Annotated in this window: 15 protein-coding genes; 8 read left to right on the top strand and 7 right to left on the bottom strand. The window is 64.2% G+C overall.

Going from position 1 to position 13,874, the window contains the following annotated elements; all coding sequences use genetic code 11:
- Window positions 1-11 precede the first annotated feature (11 nt).
- From C4K39_RS03400 to C4K39_RS03385, 4 genes are read left to right on the top strand one after another with little or no spacing between them, the layout of a single operon-like run.
- A complete protein-coding gene (locus C4K39_RS03400) occupies window positions 12-893 on the top strand; it encodes a type II secretion system F family protein (protein WP_124345660.1) in 882 nt (293 codons plus the stop codon).
- 1 nt (window position 894) lies between these two features.
- Window positions 895-1,779 carry a type II secretion system F family protein gene (locus C4K39_RS03395; protein WP_068577136.1) on the top strand — a complete coding sequence of 295 codons (885 nt, stop codon included), beginning with the start codon at window positions 895-897 and terminating at the stop codon, window positions 1,777-1,779.
- Between the two features lie 10 nt (window positions 1,780-1,789).
- Window positions 1,790-2,524 (top strand): tetratricopeptide repeat protein, encoded by a 735-nt coding sequence (locus C4K39_RS03390; protein ID WP_124345659.1) that lies wholly within the window; start codon window positions 1,790-1,792, stop codon window positions 2,522-2,524.
- The gene (locus C4K39_RS03385) at window positions 2,524-2,796 is read left to right on the top strand and encodes a DUF3613 domain-containing protein (RefSeq protein WP_068577139.1); all 273 of its coding nucleotides are present in this window, start codon (window positions 2,524-2,526) and stop codon (window positions 2,794-2,796) included. The genes C4K39_RS03390 and C4K39_RS03385 overlap by 1 nt, the downstream gene beginning before the upstream one ends.
- A gap of 44 nt (window positions 2,797-2,840) precedes the next feature.
- On the opposite strand, the gene C4K39_RS03380 is transcribed toward C4K39_RS03385, so the two are convergent.
- Both C4K39_RS03380 and C4K39_RS03375 read right to left on the bottom strand, forming a co-directional pair.
- Entirely contained in the window at window positions 2,841-3,632 is a 792-nt protein-coding gene (locus C4K39_RS03380) for a response regulator transcription factor (RefSeq protein WP_068577140.1), read from the bottom strand.
- Between the two features lie 125 nt (window positions 3,633-3,757).
- Entirely contained in the window at window positions 3,758-4,228 is a 471-nt protein-coding gene (locus tag C4K39_RS03375) for a prepilin peptidase (RefSeq protein WP_124345658.1), read from the bottom strand.
- 74 nt (window positions 4,229-4,302) lie between these two features.
- Here C4K39_RS03375 and C4K39_RS03370 point away from each other — a divergent pair, with 74 nt between their 5' ends.
- Together C4K39_RS03370 and C4K39_RS03365 are read left to right on the top strand one after the other, a co-directional pair.
- Window positions 4,303-4,740: a TadE/TadG family type IV pilus assembly protein gene (locus C4K39_RS03370; RefSeq protein ID WP_068577145.1), complete on the top strand. Its 438-nt coding sequence runs from the start codon at window positions 4,303-4,305 to the stop codon at window positions 4,738-4,740.
- Window positions 4,737-7,505: a PAS domain-containing sensor histidine kinase gene (locus C4K39_RS03365; protein ID WP_124345657.1), complete on the top strand. Its 2,769-nt coding sequence runs from the start codon at window positions 4,737-4,739 to the stop codon at window positions 7,503-7,505. Before C4K39_RS03370 ends, C4K39_RS03365 begins: the two co-directional genes overlap by 4 nt.
- Here C4K39_RS03365 and C4K39_RS03360 read toward each other — a convergent pair.
- The 5 genes from C4K39_RS03360 to C4K39_RS03340 form a co-directional block, all read right to left on the bottom strand.
- Window positions 7,490-9,484, bottom strand: coding sequence for a pilus assembly protein TadG-related protein (locus C4K39_RS03360; RefSeq protein ID WP_124345656.1), 1,995 nt, complete (start codon window positions 9,482-9,484; stop codon window positions 7,490-7,492). The two genes, C4K39_RS03365 and C4K39_RS03360, sit on opposite strands and share 16 nt — an antisense overlap.
- A 168-nt stretch (window positions 9,485-9,652) precedes the next feature.
- Window positions 9,653-10,210 (bottom strand): DUF4136 domain-containing protein, encoded by a 558-nt coding sequence (locus C4K39_RS03355; protein WP_068577149.1) that lies wholly within the window; start codon window positions 10,208-10,210, stop codon window positions 9,653-9,655.
- A 21-nt stretch (window positions 10,211-10,231) separates the two neighbouring features.
- Window positions 10,232-10,849, bottom strand: coding sequence for a DUF4136 domain-containing protein (locus C4K39_RS03350; RefSeq protein ID WP_068577151.1), 618 nt, complete (start codon window positions 10,847-10,849; stop codon window positions 10,232-10,234).
- Window positions 10,850-10,860: 11 nt separating this feature from the next.
- Window positions 10,861-11,610 (bottom strand): methyltransferase, encoded by a 750-nt coding sequence (locus C4K39_RS03345; RefSeq protein WP_124345655.1) that lies wholly within the window; start codon window positions 11,608-11,610, stop codon window positions 10,861-10,863.
- Window positions 11,607-11,912, bottom strand: a complete 306-nt coding sequence (locus tag C4K39_RS03340) for a MazG-like family protein (protein WP_068577155.1) — start codon at window positions 11,910-11,912, stop codon at window positions 11,607-11,609. The genes C4K39_RS03345 and C4K39_RS03340 overlap by 4 nt, the downstream gene beginning before the upstream one ends.
- A 189-nt stretch (window positions 11,913-12,101) precedes the next feature.
- Here C4K39_RS03340 and C4K39_RS03335 point away from each other — a divergent pair, with 189 nt between their 5' ends.
- Window positions 12,102-12,395: a hypothetical protein gene (locus C4K39_RS03335; protein WP_068577157.1), complete on the top strand. Its 294-nt coding sequence runs from the start codon at window positions 12,102-12,104 to the stop codon at window positions 12,393-12,395.
- An 85-nt stretch (window positions 12,396-12,480) separates the two neighbouring features.
- On the top strand, window positions 12,481-13,827 hold the full coding sequence (locus C4K39_RS03330; protein ID WP_124345654.1) for an MATE family efflux transporter: 1,347 nt from the start codon (window positions 12,481-12,483) through the stop codon (window positions 13,825-13,827).
- The last annotated feature ends 47 nt before the right edge of the window (window positions 13,828-13,874 follow it).

The raw sequence follows: 13,874 nt of genomic DNA, 5'->3' as shown, positions 1-13,874 counted from the left end.
CGAGGTGGCCCATGATCGGTCTGCTGCTTACCTTGATCTGCCTGCTCCTGCTGGGGTTGTCCGGCTGGATGTTCTATCACGGGGTGCGCAAGACCGAGCGTGAGCGGGTGCTCCAGCGGCTTGCCCAGGGACAGCCGGACCCGGCCCCCCAGCGCAGTTCATGGAGCGGCCTGGAACGCGCCTTTGCCCGCGCCGGCCTCGGCCAGCCCGGCGAGCGCCTGGGGCTGTGGCTGGCCGGGTGGGCCATGCTCATGTTGCTGGGCTATTGGCTGGCCCAGTGGTTCGGGTTGCTTGCCGGGATCTTCCTGCCCCCCTTGCTGGTGCGCCTGTACATCAGTTGGCTGTACCAGCGTCGGCTCAAGCGCATGATCGAACAGTTACCCCCCTTGCTCGATCACAGCGTGCGTAGCCTGAAGTCCGGACGCACCTTGGCCGATGCGGTACTGGGAGCCATCGACTCCAGCAACGACCCGCTCAAGGGAGCCATGGGCCGGATACAGCGCAACGTGCAACTGGGGGTCAACCTGCCGGAGGCAGTCAGCGACTTCGCCGAGTTCTACGAGCAGGATGAACTGCGCATGTTCGCCCTGGGGTTGAAGGTCAACCATCGCTACGGCGGCAACGCCAGCGAACTGCTGGAGAACCTCATCAAGCTGATCCGCGAGCGCGAGCAAGGTGCGCGGCAACTGAGCGCCATGACCGGGGAAACCCGCATGACGGCCTGGGTCCTGGGGCTTCTGCCATTGCTCCTGGTGGGTTACTTCATGCTCACCAATCCAGGCTACATGCTTGGCATGTGGCATGACTCCGGTGGACAGAAGATGCTGATCGCCGCCGTGGCCCTGCAGGTCTTCGGCTGCCTGGCCCTTTGGCGCATGCTGAGGAGTATCTGAGATGCTTCTACTGGCAGCGGCACTGCTGTTCCTGGGGGCCCTGCTCCTGCTCGGCAACCTGCTGCTGGAACAACGTCGGCGCGAACGCCAGGTCGCCCAGCGGCTGCAAGGCCACATGACCCGTGACAGCCGCTTGCGCAGCTGGCTACGCCAGCTGGGCGAGAGCCGCTTCGGCCAGCGCACGGTGAGCATGGACAGCGAGACCCAGACCCTCCTCAATCGGCTGGGCTGGCGCCGTGCCAACCAGCGCTCGCTGTTTGCCGCCCTGCAACTGGCCACGCCGCTGGTGGCCGTCTGCCTGGTGCTGTTCGTCCAGGAGGTGGCCTACCCCCAGGCCGGGAACAAATGGCTGCTGCCCATGCTCGCCGCCGGCGCCGGTTACCTGCTGCCCAAACGCGCCCTGGCCTATGCGGCCCAGCGGCGGCAAAAGCAGATCGCCCTGGAGATCTCCACTTTCATTCCGCTGCTGCGCATTCTGTTCGAGTCGGGCATGGCCGTGGAACAAGCCCTGCGGGTGCTGGGCAGCGAAGCCCAGAAGCTTTTGCCGGAGCTGACCCATGAACTGCGCCTGATCCTGGCCCGGGTCGACTCGGGCCTGGAGCTGGGCCAGGAGTTGAACCAGACCGCGACCCTGCTGGCGGTGGATGAGTTCACCGATACCTGTGTGATTCTCCAGCAACTGATCCTGCAGGGTGGCGGCGCGATGAAGTCCTTGCAGGCACTCAAGCAGTTGCTGGACGACCGGCGCCTGACACGCCTGCAGGAATACATCTCGAAAATGTCGGCCAAAATGTCGGTGGTGATGATGTTGTTTCTCTTCCCCGCCTTGTTGATCGTCCTGGCCGGACCGGGCTTCACCGCCATTGTCCGGGCCTTTGCTTCCTAGAGGGAACCTGATGAAAGCACTGATAGTCGTCGCCGGCCTGTTGCTGCTCGGCGGATGCGCCAGCAACGGCCAGGCGCCGTGGTCCACCCTGACCAGCTCCACCAGTTGCGCCAAGCTCAGTTCCGAGCAGGAACTGGCGGTGAACCTGGCCGATGAAATGGTCAACGACGGCAAGCTGCATGCAGGCCTGGCCAACCTGCAAAACCTGCCGGAGAACCTCGCCGAAGTCAGGGTACGCAAGGCACGGGTCTACCGTTTGCTGGGCCGTAGTGAAGCCGAGCCGTTGTATCGCAGCCTGCTCAATTCATGCCTGGCCGCCGAAGGCGAACACGGCTTGGGCCAGCTGGCGGCCGCCCGGGGCGACAACGGCCTGGCCCAGGCCCATCTGCAACGGGCCTCGAAGCTGGCGCCCACCGACGAGAAGATCCGCAACGACCTGGGCGTGGTCTACCTCAATCAACTGCGTCTTGAGGACGCACGCTTCGAGTTCCTCACCGCCATCGAGCTCAAGCAATCCTACCCCCTGGCCGCCATGAACCTGGTGACCCTGCTGCTCTATCAGGACAACTGGAAACAAGCTTCCGAAGTGGTCAGCCAGGCTGGCCTCACACCACAGCAATTCGCCCAGGCCCAGGCACGCGCCGAAGAACTCAAGGTGCCGTCGAAGACAACGGCCAAGGGTACCCAGGTCGCTAGCGGGTCCCCCCCTCTACAGGCTGCCGCCACCTCCACCCAGGAGCACTGATGATGAAACTGTCCATGCTCTGCTGCCCCCTCCTGCTGGCGCTGCCATTGCTGGCGCAAGCCATCGATGCCGGCCCGGCCTCGCCCCAGCAGCAGGAAACCGAAGGCTGGCTGTTGCTGCAAAGCCGCAACCTGGCGGCCTCGCCGCAACCACAAACGGCAACGCCCACCGAGCGGGAGCTGGCATTGCAGCGCTGGCTGAAGAAGTATCGGTACGAGATTCCGGATTTCTACGACCCGGATGCCGGAGGCAAGGTGGAGGTCAAGAAGTAGGCCTGGCGCACGGGCGGCGACACGTCGGTCACCGCCTCTTGCGATCAGTGCGCCGTCACCCGCTGGCGTAAACCCGAACTGCTGGGCGACAAGGCCAGGGCCAATTGCGTGCGGTTGTGCATATGGGTCAGGCGCAGTACCTGGGACACATAGAGCTTGACGGTGTTCTCGGTAATCCCCAGCTCACAGGCGATCTGATAGTTGGTCTGGCCCTTGCCCACCAGACGGGCCACATCCAACTGCCGGGGCGAGAGCTGGTTGAAGATCGCCGGGATCTCGATAGCGTCGGTATCGATGCCCTGCTCGCCCGAGGAATCCTGGGGCTGGCTGGCCTCAGGCGAGCGGCGAACCTTGTCCAGGTCCTGGTAGAGGTCGTCGATGGACTCCGAGAGAAATTGCAGCTTCTGGTTCAGTTGCCCCAGTTGCAGGTTCTTCTGCCGCTCCTGCAGGGCCACTTCCTGGCGCTGCAGGCCTTCAAGCAGCTCATCCAGGTCGATGGGCTTCTGGTAGTAGTCGGCGATGCCTGCACGCAGGGCCTTGATCACATCCTGCTTGTCGGACTGGCCGGTGAGCATGATGGCTTCGAATACCCGCTGCTTGCCTGCGAGCCGCTGCATCTCCTGCACCAGCTGGATGCCGTCCAGGCCAGGCATGTGCAGGTCGCAAAGCACCAGGGAGATATCCGGGTCCTTGTTGAAGCTATCCAGCGCCTGGCGACTGGACTCACAAGGCACGCAGCGATAACCGCTGCTTTCCAGGAACTCGCAGAGCTCCTCGACGATCAGCGGTTGATCGTCGACCACGAGCACTTTCATCGGTGAGGTGAGCTTGTTCACGTGTTACTCCGTGCGGGCCCGGCGCCGACCGGCCACTCCTTGTGATGTCTCGCATAATCCAGGCCGCTGAGCTAAAACCTAGACCTACTTTCCGACTATGTACATAGCATTAATCGGCCTGGCGACTAATGGAGCACGATGACAGTTAAGACCATTCCGGCCAGGACAAAAGGGGCAAATGGATATTTTTTTGACGAGTTCAAAGCACCCTCTGGCGCAGGCGGGCCAAGCTCCTGTTTCCGTGGTGCCTTGAGCCAGGAAACCAGCAGCCACCACAACGCTGTGGACAATCCCGCGCCAATGAACGTCCCCAGCAGATGCGGGATATCGGAGGCCAGGCCCAGGGCCGCCATCAGCTTCACATCCGCGGCCCCCATCTTGCCCATGGCGTAACCGGGCAGGGTCAGCAGCAGGGCCAGCACGAATGCCCAGCCGGCTTCGGAAACTGAGCCCCCCAGCCAGCTACTGCCCGTCCATGACAGGTACAGCGCCGCCAGCAATGCGGCCCCCAGGGTCAGGGGATTGGCGATATGCCGCTGGCGCAGGTCCTGCAGCGCACAAATTGCCAACCAGAACCACAAAACCAAGAAATGCATCAGCCAGAACAGTCCCTTTCAGCGGAATGATCCTATGCTCAATGGACATAGTGGTTGTCAGGGTAGACGCACTCATGAAACTGGGCCTCCCTAGAAAGCAGAAAGGCGCCGTAGCGATCGAGTTCGCGGTGGTCTTCGTGATCTTTTTCGCGGTGTTTTACGGCCTGGTCAGCTACAGCGTGCCGCTCTTGATGATGCAATCCTTCCACCAGGCCACCGCCGAGGCTCTGCGCCAGGCCCTGAAGGTCGACCCCAACACGCCCAACTATGGCACCACGGTACAGAACATCGCCAACAGCGTGGTGCAAGCCCAGACCGGGTGGATTCCGGCGCCTTTCAACTTCACCAGCACCGACTACTCCTCGGTCTACAACAGCGGCGTGCTGACGGTGACGGTGAACTACTCCACCAGCAAGCTGACCCGGGTAGTGCCCCAGCTGGTCTTGCCGGTGATCGGCCCGGTGCCCAACCTGCCCGACAACCTCAGCGTCCAGTCGAGCCTGCAATTTTGAACCCTGGCGACAAGCTTTTCGGGCGTTTCCTCGCGCGCCCGTCACAATCGAGCGAAGGACGCCCGCCAGTCGAGGCGCTCCAGGGCATCGGCTTGCTGCTGGTGCTGGATGAGCAGGGACGGATCCTCGCCAGCAGTGGGCAACTGCGCCATGCCCTGGCCCAGTTGCCGCCCAGCGCCGAACCTTGCGACCTGGTCGACTACGTAGTGCCCGGTAGCACCCAGGCCCTGGAAGGCCGCCCTGCAGACTGGAGCGGGCAAGTACTGGACCTGCAACTGCGTGGCCTGGCCGGCAAGACCCTGTACTTGCGCGGTGGAGTCCAGCGACAGGGCGAGCAATGGCTCCTGCATCTGCTGGACATCGGTGACCTGGTCCAGCAGCGCCAGCAAACCCTCAACCGCGAGCAATGCCAGGTGCTGGCAGCCCAGGTCAGCGAACAATTGCGCCTGTGCACCATGTCGCGCCTGCAAGAGGTACTGCACGATGCACTGGGCGACCTCGCACGTTGCTGGCGCATACCCTGCGTCGGCCTGGCCTTGCTGGACGAACAGGAGCAGGGCTGGATGATCCAGTGCTGCTATCACGCCCATGACGCGCCCCGGCTCTGGCACGACGGCCAGACCCTGGGCAGTGGCCTGGACAGCCTGGGCGGCAACACCGTACTGCGCCTGAACCAGATCCATGGGCTCAACGAACACCCACGCTTGCAAGGGATCTTCGCCCACCGCGAGGGGCTCCTGGTGCCCTACCGCGACGATCATGGCGTCGCCGCCTGGTTGCTGTGTGGCGACTACCCGGTGCAGCAGCATGCCCCTGGCCTGCTCGAGCGCGACTGGCTGATGCTGGCCGCAGCCTTGGCCGGCCCCTTGCTGGGGCGCTTGCGCGAGTACCGCAATCACTTGCAGATGGAGCGCCTGGATGCCTTGCAGGGACTGCTGGGCGCGGGTTGGTGGGAACTGCTGGCGGACACCGCCGAAGTCCAGTTGGCCAGTCAATTGGCCGCCAGCCTGGACCTGCCCGAAGGGCATACCCGCCTGGGTGTCGAGGCCTGGCTGGAGCTGATGCATCCAGCCGATCGCGCCGAACTCGCCAGCCGCTTGCAGGAGCTGAAACTGGGCAAGCCGCTGCTGCTCTGCGTGCGCCTGCACCAGAGCGAGCCAGGCGTCGCCACCCGCTGGTACCGCTTGCAGGGCCAGGCTCTGGGCCGCGGGGCGCAACAGCGGTTGGTGGGCTTCATGCTGGACATCAGCGATATCAAGAACCAGCAACAACAGGCCGCGGCAGCCCACGCCCGGCTGGACAACCTGATCGCCAGCTCGCCTGCAGTGATCTACGTCCAGCGTTATGTCGAAGGGGCGCTGTTGCCCAGCTTCTTCAGCGCCAGCCTGCAACCACTGCTGGGCTGGACCCTGGAGGACTGCAACGACGGCCAGTGGGTGCAATGGATCCATCCCGATGACCGCGACCTGTACTTCCAACGCTGCCGACAGTTGCTGCGCGAAGGCAGCGTCCATAGCCGCTACCGCCTGCAGGACCGCCAAGGCAATTTCCATTGGGTGCTGGACGAGGCCAGGCTGCTGCGCAACGACCTGGGCTTGCCAGTGGAGGCCGTCGGCCTGTGGCTGGATGTCACCGAGGCGACCCTGGCCGCCGAGCAGGTACGCCAGAGCGAGGAGCGTTACCGGATTCTGGTGGAGGACTCGCCAGCGATGATCTGCCGCTACCGCCCGGACCTGACCCTGACCTTTGGCAACCGACCGCTGGCGGCCTACCTGGAATGTGCTGCCCAGGACCTGCCTGGCAGCAACCTCGGGCAGTGGTTGTCGGCCGAGCAGCGCGAAGGCTTCGAGCGCCGGCTCAAACTGCTGAGCCCGGAGTTCCCGGTGAGTACCGCTGAAATCAGCCTGCAACTGCCCGGGCGTGAACATGCCTGGTGGGTGTGGTCCGATCGCGGAGTGTTCGACGAGCAAGGGCAACTGCTGGAGATCCAGGCCGTAGGCCGCGACAACACCGAAGTCCGGCGCTCCCAGCAACAGCTCACGCAAAGCGCGAAGATGGCGACCCTCGGGGAAATGGCCACCGGGCTGGCCCACGAGATCAACCAGCCGCTGAACGTGATGCGCATGGCCATCGTCAACGTCCTCAAGCGCCTGGGTAACGGCGATATCCAGATCGACTACCTGACCGACAAGCTCAACCGCATCGATGCCCAGGTCCAGCGGGCAGCGAGGGTGGTGGATCACATGCGGGTATTCGGCCGGCGTTCGGAAGTCGAGCAGAGACCCTTCAATCCGGCCCAGGCCATCGAGGGCACCCTGTCGCTGATGGCCGAAGGCATGCGCGGCAAGGGCCTGGACCTGCGGATCAGCGAACTGGGCTTCGAGGTCCAGGTCATGGGTTTCGTCGACCAGCTGGAACAGGTCCTGATCAACCTGCTGGTGAATGCCCGGGACGCCCTGCTGGAAAAACGCGAGGCCCAGAATGACTTCAAGCCCTGGATCGCCATCCATGGCCAGCGCGACGAGCAACGGGTACGCCTATGGGTCGAGGACAACGGGGGCGGGATCGACCCACGGTTGCTGGAGCGGATCTTCGAACCCTTCTTCACCACCAAACCCGTGGGCGTGGGCACCGGGCTCGGGCTGTCGGTGAGCTACGGCATCATCGAGAACATGGGAGGCCGCCTCAGTGTCAGCAACGGCCAGGAGGGTGCGCGCTTCTGCATCGAGCTACCGATAGTCCCGGCGGATCAGATCACCAGGTAGGCCTTGCCGGTGTCGCCACAGGTCATGTTGGCACCGACCTCGACATCCATGAGGTTGATGCCAAGGGCCGATAGCAGGTTGTTCAGCAGCGGGTCCAGCAACGGACTCAACAACCCGGTAATCACTGGCATGAGTAGATTGCTCACGCCGCTGATGGCCGAGGCCAGGCCAGTGACGATGCTGCCCAACGGAGTGTTGTTGACCGGTTTGTAGACCACCAGGTTGATACCCGCCAAGGTACCCGCGAGGCTGTTGACAATATTGCTGGTGGGAGCAGCGGTCTGGTAGCTGGGGGGCTGCTTTAGGTTGGGCGGTATCGGATAGGGGACCGTCGTGCTGGCATACACCAGGTCCTGGGAACTTTGCCCGACACTGGAATCGACCATGATGGCGATGCCGCCACCGGCATAGTGCACCACTGGATCGCAACGGCCCGGCAGGACCAGGAACTGGTAGCAGGTACGAATCCCCAGGTCCACCAGCGGCAAGGGGGTCACCGTGGGCTCGGCGGACGATGAGAAGGCATTGGTCGGATCGATCTGCCCCACCTTCAAATCGGCAATGGAACTGACGGTGTGGACAGTCAGGCTTTTGCTTCCACTGTTGCTCACCGGACAGCTGTAGTCAGTGACGTAGGCGACTGCACCACCGGCATCCAGGCTCAGATCGATCTCCGAGGACGGCGCCAGATTGGGGTACAGCTGTTCGCAGCCAGCGCCCAGCAGGCATAACGCCGAGCCCAGGGTCTGCACCAGGTTCAAGCTCAATAGGCTGTTCAATACTGGCGTCAGCGGCGCCACCAGGTTGCCCACAGCCGAACTCAGCCCCGACACCAGCGGCAGTGACAGGTTGATCTGCACCAGGGTTCGGATCTGCGCAGTGCGCACGTAGATCCGATTGGCTCCCAAGGGGCTCGCCTTGGCCAGTGCCGGGTTGCCGATAGCGGACAACTGCGGTGGTTCGATGACCTTGGTTTTCACGGTGATGTTGGCCAGGCCCAGGACATTGATCGGCACCGTCGCCGCCACCGCGCTGTTGCTGTTGGACAGCTGGATCATCGCCTGCAGCAACTGGAACAACTGCACGCTGGCATCCAGGGCGGTAGTGGGCAGTCCGGTTTGCAATTGCAGGATGTCCCCCAGCTTCAGCGGTACCGCATTCAGAGCGGCGATCTGCAGGTTGCCCAGGGCCGTGAGTATGTCGGCCGTGGCGCCATTGGCCTGGACCACGGTGATGGCCGCCTGGATCAGCTGAGTCAGGGTCGTGGTGGTATTGAGCAACTGGGTGTAGTTGCCCGCCGCCACATTGAGGTTGATCGCCAACTGGTTCAGATAGCTGAGCAAGTTGATGTTGGTATTGAGCAAGCCGTTCCAGCCTGCCGCACTGAGGGTCAGGCTGCCTCCCAGCAGGCCTCCCACCAATGGGTTGAGAATGCTCGACTGCGCGGTACTGACCGTCCCCAGGGTGCTCTGGATGCTCAGTTGCGCCACGGTCGGCAAGGGCGCCGCGGCGACCGCCGTAGCGCTCAACGGGGTGGTGAGGTTGGTCGGCCCCGGGGAAAACAGCGCGACAATACCCGCTGCCACGCTGATGGGCACGGTATTGCTGACCACCACTCGCACAGCGGCCGATTGCGTAGGGTCGACATTGAAACTGCGCAGGTTGTTGGCGCCGGTCGTCAGGAACCCGCAGCTGGCGGCCAGGGTACTGCCCGGCGCCACGCTGAAGCCGTTGCGGGCCGCACTCTGCCCGGCATAGGCAGCGGCCGTCAGGCCCGCCTGGCAAGTGCCGCCACGGCTGACGGCTTCCAGGGCCGCGGTGTCGGCAACCCGCTGCAACCGGCGCTGCTCCAGGTACAACCGACCGCTATCCACCACCAGCAACATCAACAGCAACGCCAGGCCCAGGGTGACCGCTGCCATCAGGCCAATGGCCCCGCGCTGGCGAGCCGGACCGGAAAACCGCTTGAGGGGAGACATCGAGGCACTCCTTTACCGGCGCGCAGGCCGAGCGCTATCTCCATCGATGCCAGCAGTGTAGTCAAGAGCCTGCCGCGACGCTGGCAGGGTGCCAGCTTGGCTGACTGACGGCGATTCGCCCAGCCGCCCGGACCCGGCGGCTGGGCGAATCGAGCGCCCTTGCAGGAACTAGCGTGGCGGATAGTTCTGCAGGATATGCGTCACCGTGGCACGCACAGCAGCACTGCGATCGGCGGGCTTGGGCGAACTGCTGAGCAGTTGCTCGTCGCTGCCGCGCCACACCAGCTTGCCGTCCTTGCCATCGAGCAGGTCGATCTGGATGGTCGCCACCTTGTAGGTGATGTTGCGTGTCTCGTTGTACATCGGACCGCCCCAATAGCCATTCCACGGGCCACCCCAGCCACCACCGTAGTTGGTGGTGACCTGCTGCTGGCGGTCCTCGACGATCAGGTAGGCCTGTACGTTCAGGTCGGCGCGCCCGCCCGCCGGTGCCGGGCGCAGGCCACGCTGGTCCAGCTGCTCGGCTACGGCCTGGCGGATGCGCTGCTCGGTCAGGTCGCTTTCGATCCGCGGATCATTGGGACGGTATTGCAGGGCTGGCTCCTTCCAGCTCCAGCTGCGGTAGGCGCCAAAATCCCTGCTGGCATCGAAGTCGTGATTGACCTGGTCGGTGGCACAGGCACTGAGCAAGGCGATACACACCAGTAATGCAATTCGATGGAACATGGCGTTTCTCCAGGTAAAGGACTAACTGGGAGGATAAGCAGCCAGGGCCTTGTGCACGGCTTCGCGCAGCGCATCGGCGCGCTCGCCCAGGGTGCCTCGGCTGCTGGTCTCGGCGCTGGCGCTCCATACCGGCTGGCCATTGCCGGCATCGAACAGGTTGACCCGTACCACGACGACTTCCACTTCATAAGTGCGCACTATGGGCGCACTGCCATACATGCCATAACCCGGTCCGTAGCGGTTGTAGCGGTTGTAGCCATAACCACCGCCATAGCCGTAGTCCTCCTGGACCTGGCGCAAGCGCTTCTCCAGGTGCAGGTCGGCGCTGACCCACAGGTCGGCGGGCCGGTTGTCATGCAATGGACGCAGGCCGCGCTGGTCCAGGGCATCGCCGACGGCTTCGGCGACCTGCGCCGAATCGGCCCAGGCCGTGCCCGCGGGCAAGCGACCATTGAGCCAGGCCCAACTGCGATAGCGCCCATAGTCCCGGGGCGGTGCCGGATAGGCGCTGCGGTCGAAGGTACCGGCCGCCTGGGCTGGCGCCGGTGGCAAGGGCCTGGAACTGGCGACATAGGGGTTGCTGCCCTGGCAGGCGGCGAGCCCCGAACACAAGAGGATCAAACCCAGGCGGCGTTTCATCGAGTACTCCGTCAGACCGGCCGGCACAGCCAATGCAGATAACGCCCAAGCCCGGCGAAACTTGGGTGTCGGCGGTGAGCCAGCTCCATCTCCAGCAGATCCGTGAGCTCGGCACGGGACTGGAACTCCACGGGCATATAGTCGTGGAATACCCGCACCCCGCTTTGGGTTTCGACTTGCCACTTGCCATCAAGTTGCGCCGCCAGCTCGCGAGGATCAAGCGGTTGTTGCGGGGTCAGGCTCTGTTTTTCACCCGCCATGTCATTCTTGCGCAACTTGCGAAAGTGCCCCTTGAGCAAGTTGCGATAGACCAGCGCATCGCGGTTGTAGAAGGCCAGCGACAACCAGCCTCCGGCAGCCGTCAACTGATGCAGTACCGGCAGGATCGCGTGGGGTTCGGCCAACCACTCCAGCACCGCATGGCACAGCACCAGGTCATAGGGTTCGGTCAGTTGTCCCAGCAGCTCCTGCCAGGGCGCCTGGATGAAGGTCGCCTGATGCCCGGCGTCGGCAAACCGCTGGCGGGCCCCATCGAGCATGGGTGCGGCTGGTTCGGCCAACGTCACCTGGTGCCCATGCTGTGCCAGCCACAAGGACATGTGCCCCAGGCCCGCACCAATATCCAGCACCCGCAACGGGCGCTCGGGCAGGGCCTCCTTGAGATCGGCCTGGAGCACCGCGAGACGGATCGCCCCCTTGGCGCCGCCATAGATCTTCTCGGCGAAACGTGTCGCCAACTGGTCGAAGTGCCGGTCGCTCATGAGCAGAACCGCCGTTCGCTGTCCGCCAGCTTGCTGCGCACCACCTGATCCATGTCCAGCCCCAGCTCGCTGCACAGCAACAGCAGGTAAAGGACGATATCGCCCACTTCCTGCCCGGCATGGGCCAGCTTGTCCGCCGGCAGCTGCCGCGACTGGTCCTCGGTCAGCCACTGGAAGATCTCCACCAGTTCGGCCATCTCGACACTGGCCGCCATGGCCAGGTTCTTGGGGCTGTGAAATTGCCGCCAGTCGTTGTGGTCACGAATGGCATGCAAGCGTTGGGTCAGTTGGTCTAGGTTCATCGAGGTCTCCTGAAGGCGTATAGCTTCCGGGGGTTGGCCGTGGGACGCAAGAGCGCTTTCGCCGGCAAGCGGGGTGCTCCAGAATGTGCGGCACCCGACAGCTTCTATGCTGATAGGGAACTCGTCGCCCTCGTTGGCGGCCCAAGGTTGCTCCCGGGTGACCGGCTCATCTTTCATCAGGATATGCACATGCAGGTAGAAAGCTTCTTCGAATGGCTTGGCCAGGCCATCGGCTCGGTCATCCGCTTCATCGTCGACCTGCTCAGCGGGTTGTTCAATACCCTGACCCACGCCGGCGGCAACTTTGTCGATGGCCTGTCCCGCGCGCTGGGCATGGACACCTCGATCATCAGCATCATCACCCTGCTCATCGGCCTGATGTTCCTCTACTCGGCCATCCGCGCCTTCATGCGCGCCTCGATCATCCTCGGGCTCATCTGGCTGGTTATCGGCCTCTGGCTGCTGAGCTGGATCATCCATTGACCCTGCAGGTTCTTGCCCCACCCCTTACGGGCCTCGGCGGCGCCGTATAGCGACGCTACAATGCCGGCTCTCGCAAGGAGCCCGCATGTCCCCCCTGATCACCGATTGGCGTCATCGCCCCACCCATCGTCGCGTCTGGGCCCTGGCCGCGCCGATGATCCTGTCGAACATTTCCGTGCCCCTGGTCGCCCTGGTGGACAGCACGGTGATCGGCCACCTGCCCCACGCCCATCAACTGGGGGCGGTGGCGGTGGGTGCCAGCCTCTATACCTTCCTGGCCTGGGCCATGGGTTTCCTGCGCATGGGGGCCACCGGCTTCGCCGCCCAGGCCGCCGGCCGCGGCGACGGTGCCGCGCTGCGGCAAGTCCTGCTCCAGGGGTTGCTGCTGGCCCTGGGCCTGGCGGTGCTGCTGGGGATCATTGGCGTACCGCTCAGCGGTGCCGCCCTGCAGCTGATGCAGCCCTCGGCAGACCTGGACCAGATGACCCGGACCTTCTTCCATACCCGCCTGCTGGGCCTGCCTGCCGCCCTGGCCAGCTTCGCCCTGGTGGGCTGGTTCCTCGGTACCCAGAACGCCCGGGCGCCGCTGGCCATCCTGCTCAGCACCAACCTGGTGAACATCGCCCTGAACCTGTGGTTCGTCCTCGGCCTGGATTGGGGCGTCGCGGGATCGGCACGGGCCTCGGTGATCGCCGAGTGGACCGGGGCATTGGTGGGCCTGGCCATGACCCGCCCGGCCCTGCGCGCCTATCCAGGACAGATCGCCTGGGCTGCCCTGCGGCGCTGGCAGAACTGGCGCCCACTGCTGGCGGTGAATCGCGACATCTTCATCCGCAGCCTGGCCCTGCAATCGGTATTTTTCCTGATCACCGTACAAGGCGCCCGCCTGGGCGATGCCACGGTGGCGGCCAACGCCTTGCTGCTCAACGGCCTCTTGCTCACCGCCCATGCCCTGGATGGCCTGGCCCATGCGGTGGAAGCCCTGTGCGGCCACGCCATCGGCGCCCGTGATCATCGGGCCCTGCGCCGTTCCCTGGTGGTCGCCGGAGGCTGGTCGCTACTGGCCAGCCTGGGATTCACAGCGCTGTTTCTCTTGGCGGGCCACCTGTTCATCGAGATGCAGACGGATATCGCCGACGTACGCCAGACGGCCTTCACCTACCTGCCCTACCTTGCCGTACTGCCGTTGATCGCGGTCTGGAGCTACCTGCTGGATGGGCTGTTCATCGGTGCGACCCGAGCGCGGGAGATGCGCAACGGCATGCTGCTCACCGTGCTCCTGCTGTTGCCTTGCGCCTGGGCCCTGCAGGGCCTGGGCAATCATGGCCTGTGGCTGAGCTTCCTGCTGTTCATGCTGTTACGCAGCCTGACCCTGGGCGCCCTCGCCTGGCGCCTGGAACGTAGCGGCGGCTGGTTCGCCAAGGCTCATTGAGCGCCAGGCGCCAGGCATGAAAAAACGCCGTTTCCCCGGCAAGGGAA

Origin of the sequence: Pseudomonas sessilinigenes (assembly GCF_003850565.1) — a bacterium.
GTDB lineage: Bacteria > Pseudomonadota > Gammaproteobacteria > Pseudomonadales > Pseudomonadaceae > Aquipseudomonas > Aquipseudomonas sessilinigenes.
Note: the sequence above shows the minus strand (reverse complement) of the source record. Positions and strands in the feature narration are given on the sequence as shown.

Coding starts and splice junctions, on each gene's coding strand:
- C4K39_RS03400 (WP_124345660.1), top strand. CDS start 12: ATGATCGGTCTGCTGCTTACCTTGATCTGCCTGCTCCTGCTGGGGTTG.
- C4K39_RS03395 (WP_068577136.1), top strand. CDS start 895: ATGCTTCTACTGGCAGCGGCACTGCTGTTCCTGGGGGCCCTGCTCCTG.
- C4K39_RS03390 (WP_124345659.1), top strand. CDS start 1,790: ATGAAAGCACTGATAGTCGTCGCCGGCCTGTTGCTGCTCGGCGGATGC.
- C4K39_RS03385 (WP_068577139.1), top strand. CDS start 2,524: ATGATGAAACTGTCCATGCTCTGCTGCCCCCTCCTGCTGGCGCTGCCA.
- C4K39_RS03375 (WP_124345658.1), bottom strand. CDS start 4,228: ATGCATTTCTTGGTTTTGTGGTTCTGGTTGGCAATTTGTGCGCTGCAG.
- C4K39_RS03370 (WP_068577145.1), top strand. CDS start 4,303: ATGAAACTGGGCCTCCCTAGAAAGCAGAAAGGCGCCGTAGCGATCGAG.
- C4K39_RS03360 (WP_124345656.1), bottom strand. CDS start 9,484: ATGTCTCCCCTCAAGCGGTTTTCCGGTCCGGCTCGCCAGCGCGGGGCC.
- C4K39_RS03355 (WP_068577149.1), bottom strand. CDS start 10,210: ATGTTCCATCGAATTGCATTACTGGTGTGTATCGCCTTGCTCAGTGCC.
- C4K39_RS03350 (WP_068577151.1), bottom strand. CDS start 10,849: ATGAAACGCCGCCTGGGTTTGATCCTCTTGTGTTCGGGGCTCGCCGCC.
- C4K39_RS03345 (WP_124345655.1), bottom strand. CDS start 11,610: ATGAGCGACCGGCACTTCGACCAGTTGGCGACACGTTTCGCCGAGAAG.
- C4K39_RS03340 (WP_068577155.1), bottom strand. CDS start 11,912: ATGAACCTAGACCAACTGACCCAACGCTTGCATGCCATTCGTGACCAC.
- C4K39_RS03335 (WP_068577157.1), top strand. CDS start 12,102: ATGCAGGTAGAAAGCTTCTTCGAATGGCTTGGCCAGGCCATCGGCTCG.
- C4K39_RS03330 (WP_124345654.1), top strand. CDS start 12,481: ATGTCCCCCCTGATCACCGATTGGCGTCATCGCCCCACCCATCGTCGC.